This window comes from Sporolactobacillus sp. Y61, assembly GCF_040529185.1.
GTDB lineage: Bacteria > Bacillota > Bacilli > Bacillales > Sporolactobacillaceae > Sporolactobacillus.
In genome coordinates this window covers 1909568-1926941 of record NZ_CP159510.1, presented here as the reverse complement: position 1 = coordinate 1926941, position 17374 = coordinate 1909568, and the positions used below count along the sequence as shown (strand labels likewise).

General features: G+C 49.0%; 12 protein-coding genes. 3 read left to right on the top strand and 9 right to left on the bottom strand.

Translation table 11 applies throughout. The annotated features are described in order from the left end of the window. Positions 1 to 4: 4 nt before the first annotated feature. The 7 genes from ABNN70_RS09070 to ABNN70_RS09040 all read right to left on the bottom strand — a co-directional run bounded on the left by ABNN70_RS09070 (position 5) and on the right by ABNN70_RS09040 (position 11627). Positions 5 to 388, bottom strand: a complete 384-nt coding sequence (locus ABNN70_RS09070; protein WP_353947609.1) for a hypothetical protein — start codon at positions 386 to 388, stop codon at positions 5 to 7. Between the two features lie 1178 nt (positions 389 to 1566). Further along, a complete protein-coding gene (locus tag ABNN70_RS09065) occupies positions 1567 to 3345 on the bottom strand; it encodes an acyl-CoA dehydrogenase family protein (protein ID WP_353947608.1) in 1779 nt (592 codons plus the stop codon). Between the two features lie 109 nt (positions 3346 to 3454). Then, complete coding sequence (locus ABNN70_RS09060; RefSeq protein ID WP_353947607.1) at positions 3455 to 4639, bottom strand: acetyl-CoA C-acyltransferase; 1185 nt, start codon at positions 4637 to 4639, stop codon at positions 3455 to 3457. A gap of 69 nt (positions 4640 to 4708) precedes the next feature. Then, positions 4709 to 7177, bottom strand: a complete 2469-nt coding sequence (locus ABNN70_RS09055; RefSeq protein ID WP_353947606.1) for a 3-hydroxyacyl-CoA dehydrogenase NAD-binding domain-containing protein — start codon at positions 7175 to 7177, stop codon at positions 4709 to 4711. 146 nt (positions 7178 to 7323) lie between these two features. Further along, entirely contained in the window at positions 7324 to 8898 is a 1575-nt protein-coding gene (locus ABNN70_RS09050) for a long-chain-fatty-acid--CoA ligase (RefSeq protein ID WP_353947605.1), read from the bottom strand. A gap of 930 nt (positions 8899 to 9828) precedes the next feature. Beyond that, positions 9829 to 10758: an RluA family pseudouridine synthase gene (locus ABNN70_RS09045; protein WP_353947604.1), complete on the bottom strand. Its 930-nt coding sequence runs from the start codon at positions 10756 to 10758 to the stop codon at positions 9829 to 9831. Between the two features lie 26 nt (positions 10759 to 10784). Beyond that, positions 10785 to 11627: an NAD kinase gene (locus ABNN70_RS09040; RefSeq protein WP_129929894.1), complete on the bottom strand. Its 843-nt coding sequence runs from the start codon at positions 11625 to 11627 to the stop codon at positions 10785 to 10787. 166 nt (positions 11628 to 11793) lie between these two features. Here ABNN70_RS09040 and ABNN70_RS09035 point away from each other — a divergent pair, with 166 nt between their 5' ends. After that, complete coding sequence (locus ABNN70_RS09035; RefSeq protein WP_129929893.1) at positions 11794 to 12390, top strand: CYTH domain-containing protein; 597 nt, start codon at positions 11794 to 11796, stop codon at positions 12388 to 12390. Beyond that, on the top strand, positions 12387 to 13070 hold the full coding sequence (locus ABNN70_RS09030; protein WP_353947603.1) for a lytic transglycosylase domain-containing protein: 684 nt from the start codon (positions 12387 to 12389) through the stop codon (positions 13068 to 13070). Before ABNN70_RS09035 ends, ABNN70_RS09030 begins: the two co-directional genes overlap by 4 nt. Before the next feature lie 104 nt (positions 13071 to 13174). Here the strand turns inward: ABNN70_RS09030 and ABNN70_RS09025 are convergent, their stop codons facing one another. Together ABNN70_RS09025 and ABNN70_RS09020 are read right to left on the bottom strand one after the other, a co-directional pair. Beyond that, entirely contained in the window at positions 13175 to 14869 is a 1695-nt protein-coding gene (locus tag ABNN70_RS09025) for a M3 family oligoendopeptidase (protein WP_353947602.1), read from the bottom strand. A gap of 135 nt (positions 14870 to 15004) precedes the next feature. After that, positions 15005 to 16246 carry an MFS transporter gene (locus tag ABNN70_RS09020; RefSeq protein WP_353947601.1) on the bottom strand — a complete coding sequence of 414 codons (1242 nt, stop codon included), beginning with the start codon at positions 16244 to 16246 and terminating at the stop codon, positions 15005 to 15007. 188 nt (positions 16247 to 16434) lie between these two features. On the opposite strand from ABNN70_RS09020, the gene ABNN70_RS09015 reads away from it, so the two are divergent. Then, positions 16435 to 17313 carry a LysR family transcriptional regulator gene (locus ABNN70_RS09015; RefSeq protein WP_353947600.1) on the top strand — a complete coding sequence of 293 codons (879 nt, stop codon included), beginning with the start codon at positions 16435 to 16437 and terminating at the stop codon, positions 17311 to 17313. The last annotated feature ends 61 nt before the right edge of the window (positions 17314 to 17374 follow it).

The following is a 17374-nucleotide window of genomic DNA, read 5'->3' as shown; positions in this document are numbered from 1 at the left end:
AAAATTATTTGAAAGGATAATATTGCTCAGGTTCCATGCGAAATTCCTTGATTCTGGTTATGTACATCTGATTGAACTGGACGATACTGCAGCCTTTAAAATAATGGTCCCTGTGATCAGAATAACAGGCGAACGTCCATTCAAAAACAGCAGTCCGTGCCGGAAGATCAAAGAAACTGCCTAGTATATCCCACTGGCTGACCCGATGATTTTTACTGATCCAGTCAATGATCCAACGCTCAATTTGCCCGATGCCGTGATATTTCGGACCGTAGCATTCAGTAATTTCACATAAGGGATCGCAGACGCTCAGGATCAGGCGTTTGTTGCTTGTCTTCCAGCCATTGACGTACTGCACAAATAAGTGAGACATCTCGTGTGTATTCATTGTCGTGGTCACCCTCTTTCGTTAAGTGTATAGAAATGCTCATAATCCTTCAACGTATCTTTTTTTCGGAAATTTTCATATTCATATGTATGACCTGGCGACTTTGTTATAGGCAACTTTCTGGAATCCCTCTTTGAGTGAAGAAAAACAGGCGTACGTCTTCCCCCTGCTTCCCTTAATTTTATCTTAAAAATCCGCCAGCGGACCCAGGCATACGACAAGGCGTTTACCAGAAAACAAAGAGCAGGATGAATCGCTGAGGCCACGCCGCTTACTGCTCCGACAATACTCAGAAACCCATAGCTTCCTGAGCTCAGGCTGTTCGCTCCCGCCAAAATGGGCTGAAAAGGGACAGACGAGTCCTGTTATCCACAATTACGTTTTTTAAAACAGCTGATACGACACAGTTAGCTACATGTGAACAACTTTTCAGACGGCAGCCAGACTTCTCATCTTTTCCAGTTGCTTTTCTTTGATGCGTCCCAGGCCATCGCCAGCATCACGCAGAGAGCCTGCCCTCAGCGGATATGCATTTTTTCATACCTTGATACCTTGTAACACACTTATTAAACAGTTGATGCAGCAAAATGAGTCTCTCCCAGATTTTTTCAAGAGGTCAACCCAATCAGCCTGTTTTGCAAGGGAGTTACACCCCGCTTTTTTTACTACGATGTTTTGTCCTTGATTGAGTCACGAACAAAAAGTAAAATAAGCGGATATTTTTCTGTTAGAAGCAGAACGGCACGCTTTTCAGGGGGATATAAGCGGAAATTTTCCAATTATTCCAGACAAAAAACTTCATTTTCCCGCTTTTCAAGTTGATAAGCGGAATCTCTACGTCTATTTTAACTATTTTTTATTTGATTTACGAACTAAGCGAAATTTTTCCGTCTATTCATCTGATCGTGTGTTTCACCGGATCCCCTAACCATAAGAACGGATCCTGGGTAACCTCCCAAGTATTTTTCATAGTGGCGTCAATTTCCCTGATCGTCCCTGATTTTTAACCATACAACTTCAGACTTGCCCCCTGTTTTAGTTGAAGATAATTTCAGAACTCATTAAAAATTCCTTTGAACACATGGGGTTCCCACATCGCAATGAGCTCATACAATAAAACCGTACACCAAAATCAGTGCACGGTTCAGGAGAATTTATTAGATCCGAGAGTTGATCCTTTATACAGAGTACTTTTCGGCTTCAACGACACGGGCACCGATGTCCAGTTTAAGCTGCAGGGAATTGACCGGCAGGCGGCTCGTGATTTTCCGCAGCAGGATAAGTTGTCTGAGCAGGGATTCGCCGCTCTCAATTTTTGCCAGTGCTTCTAAAGCCAGCGTTTCCACCTGGTTAAAGCCTTCCTGCACGATGAGCTGTGCCATTTCGCTGCTGTTTTTCGCTTTCTCGGCACCCATTTTCTCCAATCGCTTTACGGATCGTAAAAATGAGCTCTCCATTGCGTAAATCTGAATGATCATGTCACTGAGATGGCTCAGCAGCTGCTGCTCATATTGGAGTTTCACCCCGTACTTCTGGAATGCCTGGCCGAGTACCAGCAGGAAAACTTTCTTCGCCGCCGAAATCAGCCAGGCTTCCTGACCAGGCGCATCGGCTTCCGGTTTACCGGCCAGCAGATCCTGAATTTCCGCTTTCAGTGTTACCGCTTTTTCCAGCAGCGGCAGATCGCCTTTCATAACCTTTTTCTGCAGCGTGCTGATGATCACCAGACGATTGATTTCGTTTGTTCCTTCAAAGATCCGGTTGATTCTCGAATCCCGGTAAATGCGTTCAATTTTATAATCTTTAGTGAACCCGTAGCCGCCGTGAATCTGAACCCCCTCATCGGCAACAAAATCGAGCGTTTCCGAACCAAACACTTTGTTGATCGAACACTCGATGGCATACTCGGCAATGCCTTTCGCTGACTGCAGTCCGATGTCAGAACTGCTGTAGTCCAGATCTTTCAGCGACGTGTCGATCAGCCCTGATGTGCGATAGACCATGCTTTCCAGCGCGTAGGTTTGCGCGTTCATCTCTGCAAGTTTCTGACGGATCAGCGGGAAGAAAGAAAGCGGCTTTTTAAACTGTGTCCGCTCATTCGCGAATTTTGCGGCGAGGCGGATCGCATCTTTGGCAGCACCCAGCACACCGGCAGCCAGTTTGAACCGGCCAATGTTCAGTATGTTGAATGCGATGACATGGCCTTTACCCGCCTCACCGAGCAGATTTTCAACCGGCACGTTGACATCTTCCAGGATGACCGGTCGGGTGGATGAGCCTTTAATTCCCATTTTCTTTTCTTCCGGTCCGAGGCTGAGTCCGGGCATCTCACGCTCTACGATAAAAGCAGAGAAGTCCTTGCCGTCGATCCTGGCATACACGATAAAAATATCGGCAAATCCCGCGTTGGTGATAAACTGCTTTTCGCCATTTAAGACATAATACTTTCCATCATCGGAAAGCTTTGCGGTCGTCTTCGCGCTCAGCGCGTCCGATCCGGACGACGGTTCAGTCAGGCAATATGCCGCAATCTTCACGCCGCCGGCCAAATCAGGGAGATACTTTTTCTTCTGCTCGTCACTGCCGAAGAACACAATCGGCAGTGTGCCGATTCCGGAATGAGCCGAGGCGGACAGGGAAAAGGAGGAGCCCCTTGCCAGCGATTCGGTGATCACAGTGGAACTCACTTTGTCGGCACCGAGTCCACCAAATGCTTCCGGCACGTCGACCGCAAGAATGCCCAGTTCGCCCGCCTTCCGGATCAGCTCAACTGTCAGCTTATAGTCAGGACGCTCAATCTGCTCATCGTTTGGCACCACTTCTTTTTCAATAAATGATTGGGTTGTTTCTGCAAACATTCGCTGTTCTTCTGAAAAATCTTCCGGGAAGATCAGTCCGTTCGGGTCTGTTTCTTCGATTAAAAAGTGTGCGCCTGTTCGTTTACGCTTCAGGGCCATTTGCCCACACTCCCTTCGCATTTATGGCTGTTTCAACAGGATGATCTGAGATGTTTCATGATTCTGGCAACATCTGTCTCACCAACACAGATTCCGTTCTGCTGCCGATCTACGGAGCATGGACTTCGAATACGCCAGCAGCTCCCATTCCTCCGCCGATACACATCGAGACGACTCCATATCCTCCACCGCGACGCCTTAATTCGTAAATCAGACTCGCTGTCAGTTTGGCGCCTGTACAGCCGAGCGGATGGCCGAGAGCGATCGCTCCGCCATTGACATTGACTTTTTTTTCATCAATGCCCAGTTTGCGAATGACTTGCACACATTGCGATGCAAATGCCTCATTGATCTCAAACAGGTCAATGTCTTCCAGAGTCAGCCCGGCGAGGTTCAACGCTTTCGGAATGGCCTCGACCGGACCGATCCCCATGATCTCCGGGTCGACACCGGCTACGGCGAAGGACCGGAATGTGGCGAGCGGGCTAAGTCCGAGTGCATCCGCTTTCTTTCGGCTCATGACGGCGACCGCTGCTGCTCCGTCACTCATCGGTGAGGCGTTTCCGGCTGTGACTGAGCCGTTCTTCGAAAAAGAAGGACGCAGTGCTGCCAGCTTCTCCAGAGTCGTGTCGGCCCGGACGCCCTCATCGGTGTCGAAGACGAAGGCTTTCTCCCAGGGGGTTCCATCTGGAGCAACACCTTTCTGAGTGACCGGCACCGGGACAATTTCTTCATTAAATTTTCCGGTTCGGATGGCAGCAGCTGCTTTCCGGTGACTGGAAAGAGCAAATCGGTCCTGATCTTCCCGTGTAACTCCGAATCGTTTGGCGACATTCTCTGCTGTGTGCCCCATGCTGATATATAGTTCCGGATACGCTTCCACAATCTTTGGATGGGGTGAAAGTTTGAATCCGGTCATCGGTACCTGACTCATGCTCTCGACACCACCGGCAACAATGACATCTGCATGCCCCAGCATAATCCGTTCGGCGGCAAATGCGATCGCCTGCAGTCCGGAGGAGCAAAACCGGTTGACGGTCAGAGCAGGCGTCGACTCTGGATAACCGGCATAGAGTGAGAGGATTCGCGCGACATTCATGCCCTGTGGACCTTCCGGCATTGCGCAGCCGATGATCACATCCTCTATATCTTCGTTCTGCAGCCCGTCAGCGCGGTCGATGACAGCATGTAATACCGCCTTCCCCAGGTCTTCCGGTCTTGTCTGCGCGAGGCTGCCTTTGACCGCTTTACCAACCGGTGTCCGTGCTGCCGAGACAATAACGGCTTCGTTCACCTTTATCACCTCTCCCATTCGCGTGTTCCATTTTCTTCAATTTGTAAATAATAGCTTAATCTGACTCCCTCAGTTCCGGAGCGGTTTGCCTCTGGTCAGCATGTGCTGAATTCTCGCCTGGGTCTTCGCCTCACCGCACAGACTGAGGAACGCTTCCCGCTCCAGGTCGAGCAGGTACTGCTCCGTAACACAGGAACCTGCAGGTACATCTCCCCCCGAAAGAACATGTGCCAGTTTACCGGCAATCACCCGGTCGTATTCGCTGGCGTAACCGCTCCGGCGCATGTTATCGGCAGCCAGAAGCAGCAGGGCCTTCCCATCTTCGCCGATGACGGTGACTTTCTCTTCCTGGGGTGGTCTGTATCCTGTTGCAACAAGCGACAGAACCGTTTGTTTCGCTTCGTAAATCCGATTATCGCTGTTGATGATCACGCGATCGGTCTCACGAAACCAGCCGAATTTTTGAGCTTCATGTGCGCTGGAAGATACTTTGGCCGTTCCAATCATTTCGAACGCTTTCAGAACGAATGGCTGCAGGTCGGCACGCGGATAGCCCTTGATCCGTCTTGACGCACGGAGGGCCATCTCTTTCGTTCCTCCGCCGGCGGGAATCAATCCGACCCCCACCTCCACCAGCCCGGCATACGTCTCGGCCGCCGGGTTAACCTGATCGGCCGCCAGGCAGACTTCGAGGCCGCCGCCAAGGGTCATCTGATGAGGCGCAATCACCACCGGTTTCTCAAAATACTTCAATCGCATCAGTGTGTTCTGAAAGGTTCGGGTCATCTGATCAATGGCGGACCAGTTTTTACGGAATGCATGCGTTAATAACTGTAAAATATTGGCCCCCACACAAAAATGCTTGCCCTCGCCGGCAATAACCAGACCTTTGAAATGGTTCCGCACTTCCTCCAGGCTCCTGTCGATCATCGACAGGACGTCGTCGTTAATTGCATTGTTTGGCGAATGAAATTCCAGGCAGGCTACATCATCCCCCAGATCAATCACGCTCGCTCCTTTATTCGCCAAAATGACTTTGTTCTGCCCTTTCAGCGACTGCAGGGAAATCTGATCAGGCCGTGTCTCCATCCGCATGTAGCGCTGCACTCCGATCGTTTTCAGCGGAACCTTTTTGAATTCTGCTGAATCAGCTCCCGTAATGACACCGCTTGTTTGAGAAAAATGTTCGATATGACCGTTTTTTCGTCTGTAAAAAGAATCATGACCCGCTTCGATCCAGGCAAGGACCCATTCAGGAGGTGCATCCCCTTCCTGCTCCATGCGCTGGACAGAGGTTTTCAGACCGATGGCATCCCAGATTTCAAACGGACCGAGCGCCCAGTTAAAGCCCCATTTCATCGCTCGATCGATGTCGACGATGGAGTCGCTGATCTCGCCTGCTTTTTCCGCAGCGTACAGGAGCACTTTGCGGGTCACGTTCCAGGCGAGCTGTGCATACCGGTCCTCTCCATAGACCAGTGTCTTAATCCTGTTGGCCATTTCTCCGGCTTCTTTTGCTTCCGCAAGATCCATCGACACGACTTTCTTCCTCGGCTGATAGGTCATCGTCTCCAGATCAAGCGCCAGGATGGCTTTCCCTTTTTCCGTCATGACTTTTTTATAAAAACCCTGCCCGACTTTAGCGCCAATCCATCCTTTCGATACCATTTCCTGAATAAAGGCAGGGATGGTGAATACTGCTTTTTCTGCTTCATCGGTCACATGTCCATAGACGTTCCGGGCCACATGCATGAATGTGTCGATGCCAACGACATCAAGCGTGCGCAGCGTGGCGCTCCTCGGCCGGCCCAGTACCGGGCCGGTCACTGCATCCACCTCATCGACACTGTACCCTTTCTCTGTCATTTCCTGCAGCGTCACGAGCAGCCCGTATGTTCCGATCCGGTTGGCGATAAAGTTTGGTGTATCTTTAGCCATGACAATGCCCTTGCCCAGCGTTTTTTCACAGAAAGCGGATATCGCCGCAACGATTTTCGGATCTGTCTCTTTGCCGGGAATAATCTCCAGCAATTTTAAATAGCGTGGCGGATTGAAGAAATGCGTCCCTGAAAAGTGCTGTCTGAATGCGAGGCTTCGACCGGCGGCCATCTCATTGATGGATATGCCTGACGTATTCGAGCTGACGATTGTCCCCGGCTGCCAGACGGTTTCGATCTTTGCCAGCAGTTCTTTTTTTATCGACAGATTTTCGACGATAACTTCGATAATCCAGTCGACCTCTTTCAGCTGGTCCAGATGGTCCTCAAGATTTCCTGGTGTAATCAGTCGGGCCAGCTCAGAATCATATAATGGTGCCGGTTTCGCTCTTTTCAGTCCGGTAATGGCAGCCGTTGCCAGGCGGTTGCGTACCTGAGGATCGTTTAACGTCAGACCCCCCGCTGCCTCTTTCGCGGTCAACCGGTCCGGCACGATATCGAGCAGCAGGCATGGGATGCCGGCATTTGCCAGATGAGCGGCGATCCCGGATCCCATCACACCGGATCCGATAACCGCAGCTTTGCGTATCGTTCGCGTCAATTGCTCTCCCTCCAGTGCTTCTGAGTACAGTCTGATCGGTCACGAAAAATTGTGTGCCTGATTAGAAAGATTGCCTCAAGCTGTGGTATCGCTTACATTATTAACATGCAGCATCTCCTCCGCCCGGAGAATCAGCGCACGGCGACTTATCGATTCGTCCAGAAAGGTTGACGCAGGTCGACCTTTCTCACCTTACCGGAAGCGGTCCGCGGCAGCTGGTTCACAAAGGCAACGGACTTCGGTGTTTTAAAAGAAGGCAGATGTTCCCGGCAAAAGGCCAGCAGTTCCTGATCCGTTGCCGTCTGTCCCGGCTTCAGCATACAGACCGCGTGCGGCACTTCGCCCCATTTTTCATGTGGGACAGCAATGACTGCTGCCTCCAGAACAGCCGGATGTCTGGACAGGACGCCCTCAACTTCAATCGATGAGATATTTTCGCCGCCGCTGATGATGATGTCTTTTTTTCGGTCGACAATCGCGACGACACCGTCTTTATCAATGGTAGCCATATCACCGGTGTAGTACCAGCCGTCCTTAATCGCTTTCGCCGTCTCTTCCGGCTGCTGCCAGTAGCCTTCCATGATGTTATTGCCACGGACAATGAGTTCGCCCATCTGCCTGCCGTCGGCGCTGACGTCACGCCCGGCTTCATCGACGATCCGAATATCCATATTCATCATGCAGATGCCGGCACTGGCTTTCAGTTTCTGCAGGTTCTCGGTGCCCTGCTCCATCGATGACTTGACCTGTGTGATGAGTACCAGCGGGGCTGTCTCTGTCGCCCCATACCCCTGGATGAATTCCCAGCCCAGAATGTCTTCAACCAGCTTGACATAGGATGGCGGCGGTGCCGATCCGGCAACAACGACCTTCATGTGATGTCCGGGCGGCGACGTTTTTGCGTTCGGATGATGCAGCAGCATATTGATCATTGCCGGAACCATACAGGCCAGCGTCACTTTTTCCTTCCCCACCAGTTCGAGGATCCGCCCGGGATCAATCTTGCGGATCAGCACGTGCGTACCACCGCCGGCTGTAAGGACAAAAGGTGTCCCCCACCCGTTGACATGAAAAAGAGGCAAGGTGTGAAGCAGGACATCCCGGTCAGTTGTACGGACGTGAATACAGCCATTAAGGGCGTTAAAATACATGCTTCGGTGTGAATGCATCACCCCTTTCGGTAATCCGGTTGTCCCACTGGTGTAAAGAATGGTAGCCAGATCCATTTCACTCATTTCCGGTACTGGCGGCAGGTCGGCCGGATACTTTTCAAGTTTTTCTTCGTAACTGATCCATCCTGTCCGGTCTTTCTGATCGGGGGATGGCAGCAGGATGAAATATTCCACCTGTTTCAGTTTATTTTTTACCGGTTCGATCAATGGCGCCAGTTCTGCATCAACCATGAGCACCTTTGCTCCACTGTGATTGATGATGTACGCGTAGGCGGAAGGAATCAGCCGGGTATTGAGCGGGACGGTGATGGCGCCGATCTGGTTCACACCGAACATTCCTTCCAGCATCTGGAGCGTATTCGGCGCCAGATAAGCCACACGATCCCCTTTTTTCACACCCAGATCAATCAGCAGATGGGACAGCTGATTCACCCTTTCCTCAAACTGGCGGTAAGTCAGGCGAATGTCCTGATCCACGACAGCTGTCTTATCTGGAAACAGCTTCACGGCGCGTCTAAGAAAGTCCGGCACAAAGAGCTGATGCAACATGTGAAATCCCTCCAGATATCATGAATTCAGAAACCTCAACAGATCGACACAACGGCGTGACCGGTTCCCGTCGGAATACGTTAAATTTTACGTTGGAAGGCAGTGTACGGGTTTCATGGCAACAGGGAGGTCTTTTTGACCGGGACGCGTGGCAGGGTGACTGGGCTGTATTGCAGAGGACTTGCACAGTAAGCGCTTACATATACATTCAGGAATGCTTAAATGACAGGCCGAATGTCAGAGGATCACATCCATGATATGCAACGGGAAAAAAATTATTACTGCTCAACAGAACAATTGGCCTTCATAACAGTGAACCACCTTAAAAGGTGGTTCATCCTGACGAGCACGATTTACATTTTTTGATCGACAATTTCGAGATTAGCGATCAGGCAACCGGACCCTCCTATTGTGCCGGAACCTGGCTGAGACCGTACACATTCGTGTCCAGATCTGCCTGCCCGGGCAGCAGCCGCAGAACAGGTGTGATTAGCCAGTAAAAAGAGATAAAAAGGATGCCCAATGACACATGATACTGACTGTCAGCCGGGTGCCGCTGACAGTCGCAGGATGCCGCCGGCCGGCGCGCCGATTGGCATGGCAATCGCTGCCGGGCTCTAATGAATACTGAGCATTTTTCCCACTAATTGAGTCAGTACAAGTAAGCTGAGTCATACTGTTCAAGAAGATGTACATCGTGACCTCGTAATCGCCCGTTGATTTCAAGAAAACTTCGTGATCTTTAAGGAGGACAGCCATCCCGTTTTTTTTCATTGTTCCTATGCATGTATCCTGCTGACCTGCTGGATATTCCTTTACGTTTCGAAGCTGTCATATTCCCGGATAGCGATGTTTTCCTCTCGCGCTTCTGTCACAGGAAAGTAAAGATCATGTACGTGCAACCAGAGCTCAGCCGGCGTCAGGTTTTCTTTACAATCTATTCAAATCAAGGGTAAGATCTGTCAGTCTGGCCATATCTGCGGGAGGGGAAGCATGCAAATGAATGCTTTGTCCCGTAAAAGGATGGACGAAGGATAACTCAAAGCTGTGCAAGGCCTGGCGTTTAATCAAATTCATCGGTCCACCGTAAAGATCGTCACCGAGAAGCGGATGGCCGATGGAGGAAAAATGAACACGAATCTGGTGCGTTCTGCCCGTCTCCAGTTGAATGACAAGCAGCGTCCGATCTTTGTACCTGTGAAGGATTTTAAAACGTGTTACTGATCTTCTTCCCAGAGACCAGTCCACACGCCGTTCGATGATGCTGCCCTCTTTTCGGCCAATCGGCATATCAAGGATTCCCTCATCCTCAGAAAGGACACCGGCAGCAAACGCCAGGTATCTCCGATGAATTTCCTTCTTCTTCTGCATGCGAAAAAACTTCTCGTGACTGAACCGGTTTTTGGCAACCAGCATAAGCCCTGAAGTATTTCGGTCCAGACGATTGACAATATGTACGGTTGAAGCCAGCTTCTCTTTTCTGAAGTAAGCAAGCAGGCCATTCGCCACTGTTCCGGAAGGATATTGATGTGAGGGGATGACGGCCATGTTCGGCGGTTTATTAACAATCACCAGATCATCATCTTCATACGCGATATCAAGTGGCACAGGTTCACTTTTCAGAAAATCGCTGGGTTCCTCAGGCGGAAAGATCACTTTCAGTACTTCCCCGCGCTTGAGTACATGCCTGACCGTACACACCCTGCCGTCAATTAACAAAAACCCGCCTTTATACTTAATGGCGGACAGCGCGCGTCTGGAGACATGCAGTTCTTTACGTAAATAATCACGCAGAGTCATTCCTTCGTGCGCTCTGCTGATTTTCTGTTCGATACGATAACAGTAGTTGTCCTTGTTCATTGTTGAATCAGCCCGTTTCACATCCTTTAACCAATAAATGAGTCCCGGACACGTCGCCAGAACGGGAAGGGGCGAAATCTGGCGAACCGGATCATCTCGTCAGCCACGCTGAATTCAATTCTCCTGACATTATCATGCTCGCTGGATAAATGATCAATGGTGAGATTAAAGCGCTGTTCGCCTACCGGCTCCACCTGACACTGATGATGTCTGGGAAGGATAAGCGGAGAGCCAATCGTCCGGTAGACTCTGTTATTAATGGACGCAATTTCTGCCAGTTGTATCGAAGCAAGTGACGGATGAATAATGGCTCCTGACAGGCCCTTATTATAAGCAGTGGAACCGGTGGGTGTCGAAAAACACAAGCCGTCTCCTCTGAAACTTTCAAATTTCTCACCCCTGATCAACACATCGGCGACAAGAAGTCCATCATAGGCCCGTACCGTGCATTCATTCAATGCCAGCCAGGAGTTATCTGGAGATCCATTCAGATAGCTGATATTGATGCGCAGGAGCGGGTACTGGACAATGCTGCAACGATCTCTGGCAATAGATATGACTAATTTTTCCACTTCATCTGAAGTCCAGTCCGCATAAAAGCCCAGATGACCCGTATGCACACCGACAAATGTCGTGCTTGACAAGCTGTGCACATAACGATGAAAAGCCTGAAGCAGTGTACCGTCCCCTCCCACTGAAATGACGATATCCGGATGCTTATCATTGTATGTCAAACCAAAATCCGTCAGATAATGGCTGATTCGTTCCTTGAGTGTATTTGAAAAATCGTCCCCTCTGGTTTCAACCGCGAATGCCTTTAAACTTCCTGCCGGCAGGCCATCAGCAATTGTTGCATGCTTGTCATTCATCCGCGTCGAACCTCCTCACTGATCCGTTTCATCTTTTAGCTCACGTAACTCTCCGGGAAAAATCCATATTGTTTCTTATCACTCATTATGTCATAATTTAATCAAAAGTACGAGTGAATACCTATCCTCCATAATAAATCATAAAAAGTACAGGTGTTTTTCGGATATGTCTCATGAATTGGAAATTGAATTTAAAAATATGCTGACGGAATCAGAATTTAAGCAATTGTGCCGGTTATTTGATCTGAATGAGTCCTCTTTTTTCAAACAGATCAATGATTATTTTGACACGCCTACTTTTGGTCTGCGCAATAAAAAATCAGCTCTTCGGATCAGACATCTAAACGGACAACATGATTTTACTCTGAAGCAGCCATATAACGGGAATACACTTGAAACACACCAGGCGCTCAGCAAAGAAGAAAGTGATAAACTGATCCAACTCGGGATCATGCCCGCGGGAACGATTGAGCAGGCGATCTCCGGAAGTGGCGTAAACGTCGATCAGCTCGTACATATAGGGGAATTAATGACGCTTCGCAGCGAATTTCCTTATCAGAAAGGTACACTTTTTCTTGATCACAGTTATTATTTGAATCATGAAGATTTTGAGCTGGAATATGAAGCAGAAGATGATGCAGAAGGCCGTCAGATTTTCTCAAAACTGCTGAAAAAGGCTTCTATCCCTTTAAGGCCTTCAAAAAATAAAATTTTGCGCCTTTATGAAGCCATTCTTGAAGCGAAGGGAAAGGATCAGAATTGAGTATGGAGTCAGCTGAACTATACAGAGTCATGACAATGCACATGATGAACAGCAGCAGCCCGCTGCTGTTTCAAAACGGATCAGATGCCGAAAATAAATCAGACAGCCTGTTCTCTGATTTATTAAATGTCCTTCTGATTTCAATTCAGAAAAATTCGGCAGAAACAGGCGATCTGAACGGAAGTGTCACACCATACTCCGCCAGCCAAAACACAACCGATGATGCACTCTGGCAGTCGATGGCGCAGGCATTACCTCCGCTGGATTTACGCCCGGTTCATCATCCGGGTAAACAGCCGGTCGCGGAGCCGGGCGGGTACGACGGATTGATCCGACGTGCAGGTGAGAAATACGCTGTTGATCCCCGGTTGATTCAATCGATTATCTCTGCTGAATCCGGGGGCAATCCATCGGCGGTCAGCTCATCGGGGGCGCTCGGTCTGATGCAGCTGATGCCCGATACAGCCCGGTCCATGGGGGTAACTGATGCCATGGATCCGGCTGAAAATATTGACGGGGGAACAAAATATTTCCGGCAGTTACTGGATCAATACAACGGCCGGGCTGACCTGGCCCTTGCCGCGTATAATGCAGGTTCAGGGAATGTGGATAAATATGCCGGGATCCCCCCGTTCCCTGAAACGCAGGCTTATGTCCGGCGTGTACTTGCCCAAGTCTGAATGATGAGAAACCAACTCTTATACTAAGAAAAAAGCAGCGGCCGGCCACCCGGTTCCGCTGCTTTTTATCATATCTGGAGAATGTGTATCCCCTGAAAAATATGTTACAATTTCCTGTCGTCCACCTGATCAAGCCATGAAGCTACAGCTGACAGGGTGGATTCTACGCAGCCTTTTTCAAAAGGAGAAACCAGTCCCGCCGTTCGGACAAGATCAAGAAAGGACTGACTTCCTCCCTGTCTGCACAGGTGAAGATAATCTTTCCACGCCGAATGATAGTCCTCCTGAGATTTCTTCCAGAACTCAAACGCACAGACCTGCGCCAGTGTATAATCGATATAATAAAACGGATCTTCATAGATATGAGACTGACGCTGCCAGAATCCCCCGCGTTCCAGATAATCAAAACCATCGTAATTCCGATGCGGGAGATATTTCTTTTCAATCTTTTTCCAGGCCAGCTTTCTCTCGGCGGGGGTCATCTCAGGATGTTCATACACAACATGCTGGAATTCATCGACACTCACACCATAGGGCAGGAAGAGAAGGGCTTCACTCAGATGAGCAAATTTGCGTTTTTCTGTGTCCTCTTTGAAGAACAGCTTCATCCATGGCCAGGTGAAGAATTCCATGCTCATTGAATGGATCTCCGCTCCTTCATAAGTCGGCCAGCGATATTCAGGAATATCTGATTGTGTGGTATAAACCTGGAAAGCATGTCCGGCTTCATGCGTCAGGACATCAATGTCGCCGGCCGTTCCATTAAAGTTGGAAAAGATAAACGGGGATTGATAATCGAATATATAGGTACAGTACCCTCCCCCTGCTTTGCCCTTTGTTGCCATCAGATCCATCAGATGATGATCCTGCATAAAATGAAAAAACTGATCTGTCTCCGGAGAAAGTTCATGATACATCTGTTCTCCATTTTTCAAAATCCATTCGGCATTTCCCTTCGGCTTTGCGTTACCGGTTTTAAATGTGAACGGCTCATCGTAGATATACAGTTTATCGGTACCGATCCGTTTCCGCTGTCGTTCATACAGTTTATTCGCCACCGGTACGACATATTTCCTGATTGACTCACGGTAATCGGCCACCATCGCTTTATCATAACCGATGCGTGACATGCGATAATAACTGAGGTCGGCATAATTGGCAAAACCGAGTTTATGGGCGATTTCCGTCCGGATTTTTACCAGCCGGTCATAAATCTCATCAAATTCTTCCTCATGTTCGGCAAAATATCCGAATCGCGCTTCTGATGCGGCCTTTCGCGTTGCACGGTCCTCCGACTCCATAAAGGGTCCAAGCTGGGCAAGTGTGCGCTCTTCACCTTCAAACGGAATTTTTGCAGCGGCAACCCGTCTGGTATATTTGGAGGCCCACTTATTTTCCTGCTGCATTAATGGAATAATCTCAGGAGAAAATGATTTCAGCTGAGCCTCCGCTAATGCAAAAAGCTGTTTGCCCCATTTTTCTTCGAGTTCCCCGCGAAAGGGCGAATCCATTAACAATTTGTAATACTCAGTCGTCTTTCCCTCGAAAATCGGCATGGTCTCATCCATGAAGTCGTTTTCCCTTTTATAAAAACGATCCTCCGTGTTCACGGTATGTCTGATTTCCACCAGGTTAAATAGTGAATCCAGATGTTTGCGCAAATCATTAATCCGGTCTGCTGCTTTTTCCGCCTCCTCAGCAGAAGTTGCAGACTGAAATGACTTGAATGCAGCGGCAAATTGCTTATTCACTGCTTCCACGTCCGGACGTTCATATTTGTATTCTTCAAATACAGCCAATCCCGGCACCCCTTTTCTTCATTTACAGGCTGAAGGTATTCCGTCCTTATTATATCAGAGGCTGAATCCTTTTCTACTTTTGGTAAAATCTGACTATAAAAGCCCGGGTCCTGGGCCCGGACTTAGCTGTTATTTTCAAATATGTTGCCCTGCCACCTTATGCGGCCGATGATGTCTGACATGTATTCCCCCTCTGAGGACCATTCTGCGGACAATCATCGTCAGGATCATCCCCGTGACACAGATAAAGCTGACTGAAAGCACCACGCCTGCCCAGCCGAAATACTGGAGAAACAGTCCGCCAATTGAACCCACCACGCTCGATCCGACATAATAAAAGAGCAGGTAAAGGGATGAGGACTGCGCCTTTTCACGCCGGTTGGCAAGAATGCCGACCCAGCTGCTGGCAACAGAATGGCCGCCAAAGAAACCAAATGTCAAGAAAGCAAGTCCTGTAATCTTCAGCACCAGAGAGTCGGCCATCGTCACGATAAGGCCAAAAACCATCAGAAAGAGGCTGAAGGCAATGACGCCTGAACGGCTGGTGTGGTCTGACAGTTTCCCCATCCAGGTTGAACTGAATGTTCCGACCAGGAAGATCATAAAGATAAAGCCGACAACCGTCTGACTCAGGTTATAAGGAGGCGCCATGAGTGGAATGGCAATATAGTTATACACCGTCACAAATCCGCCCATTAATATAAAACCGATCAGATACAAAAGGACCAGGGGAGGGGTTTCAATGTTCTCAATGAATCCGGCTGTCGTCCGCTTCAGCGAAACTTTTTTCGCATCAAAATGTCTTGACTTCGGCAGAAGATATAAAAACAGAGCACACATCACCAGGGTCAGCAGGCCAAGCAGCCTAATCGCCACCTGCCATGAAAATACATCGCTCAAAGAACCGACAATCAGTCGTCCGCTCAGACCACCCAGGCTGTTTCCGCTGACATAAATGCCGATCACATAACCCAGAACTTTTTTATCAAATTCTTCATTAACGTAAGCCATCGCGATCGACGGGTAACCGGCCAGAAGCGCGCCCTGGATAAAACGAACCGTGATCAGAAACGGCAGAGAATCGATAAATCCGACCAGAATGGAAAGGCATGCTGAAGATATTAATGCCGCGGCCATCATTTTTTTCCGGTCAAACAGACCTGAGGTGAAGGAGACAAAGAGCAGCGAGACGGCGATCGCACCGGTTGCTGCCGATAAGGTCAGGCTGGCCATGGCCGGCGGCACCTGGAACTGTTTTGAAATGACGGCGATCACCGGCTGCGTACTGTATAAATTTGCGAACATAATAAAACTGCCCAGGAACAGGGCAATCAATGTTTTCTTAAATTCCCTGTTCCCCGGCGAAAGATAAGCCATGTTAAGGTCCATCCTTTCTGTCTCTGTTGGTAAACTTCATACTATGCTAAAGCACTGATGATGTCTAATATATAAATTGAATGAAATTCATGCACCAGGTTCATCATATTGTGGTAATCTATTAAATGAGGGGACAGCGGTTCCATCCGATTCAGGCACCCGTCCCTGTAAAAGAGGAGGGGTTGAACATGGAGTGGCAGCAGATCGAATACTTTCAAAAGGTCGCGGAACTGCAGCACATGACCCAGGCGGCCGAGGCGTTGTCCATTTCGCAGCCTGCACTAAGCAGATCCATCGCCCGCCTGGAAGAAGAACTGGGCGTCAGCCTGTTTGAACGACAGGGACGCCGCATTATCCTCAATCAGTACGGGAAACTGTTTCTGGTTCATGTGAACCGTATTCTAAAGGAATTCAAAGATACCAGGCAGGAGATAAAATATCTCCTTGATCCGGAGCATGGTGAAGTTTCCCTCGGCTTTCTCCACACACTGGGCGTGAATATTCTTCCTGACATCCTGAGCGGATTTCAAAAACTGCACCCGGGAACAAAAATCAAACTGTATCAAAATAATAATGTCTCCCTGCTCAAACAACTGCAGGCCGGTGAAATTGATCTTTGTCTGGTCCATCACTCCAATGAGGACCCGCATATCCAGTGGGAAAAATTGTGGGAGGAAGAACTGTTTCTGATGGTCCCCGCCACCCATCCGCTGGCAGATAAAAAATCGATCACACTGGATGAGGTCAAAGATGACCCGATTATTTCCATGAAAAAAGGGTTTGAACTGCGAAAAATTGCTGATAAACTATGCCGTAAAGCCAGCTTTATACCGAATATTGCGTTTGAAGGAGAAGAAGTCACCACACTTCTGGGGCTGGTTGCTTCCGGGCTTGGCGTCGCGCTGCTTCCCGATCAGAAGGACATCGACGAAAACAAAGTAAAAAAAATCCATGTCAGATGGCCGGGATGTACACGACAGATCGGACTTTCATGGTATGAATCAAGAACTCTTTCACCCGCCTCGAAGTCTTTTATGAAATATATCTTCACGCACTATCGGAACTGAGGATGAAAAAAGACGTCCAGTCCAGGACGTCTTTTTTTTTAAGACATATAATGATTCGGGA

What these genes read in the sequence shown, in the direction of transcription:
- ABNN70_RS09070 (WP_353947609.1), bottom strand. Translation starts at nt 388, where the DNA reads ATGAATACACACGAGATGTCTCACTTATTTGTGCAGTACGTCAATGGC.
- ABNN70_RS09065 (WP_353947608.1), bottom strand. Translation starts at nt 3,345, where the DNA reads ATGGCCCTGAAGCGTAAACGAACAGGCGCACACTTTTTAATCGAAGAA.
- ABNN70_RS09050 (WP_353947605.1), bottom strand. Translation starts at nt 8,898, where the DNA reads ATGTTGCATCAGCTCTTTGTGCCGGACTTTCTTAGACGCGCCGTGAAG.
- ABNN70_RS09045 (WP_353947604.1), bottom strand. Translation starts at nt 10,758, where the DNA reads ATGAACAAGGACAACTACTGTTATCGTATCGAACAGAAAATCAGCAGA.
- ABNN70_RS09040 (WP_129929894.1), bottom strand. Translation starts at nt 11,627, where the DNA reads ATGAATGACAAGCATGCAACAATTGCTGATGGCCTGCCGGCAGGAAGT.
- ABNN70_RS09035 (WP_129929893.1), top strand. Translation starts at nt 11,794, where the DNA reads ATGTCTCATGAATTGGAAATTGAATTTAAAAATATGCTGACGGAATCA.
- ABNN70_RS09020 (WP_353947601.1), bottom strand. Translation starts at nt 16,246, where the DNA reads ATGGCTTATCTTTCGCCGGGGAACAGGGAATTTAAGAAAACATTGATT.
- ABNN70_RS09015 (WP_353947600.1), top strand. Translation starts at nt 16,435, where the DNA reads ATGGAGTGGCAGCAGATCGAATACTTTCAAAAGGTCGCGGAACTGCAG.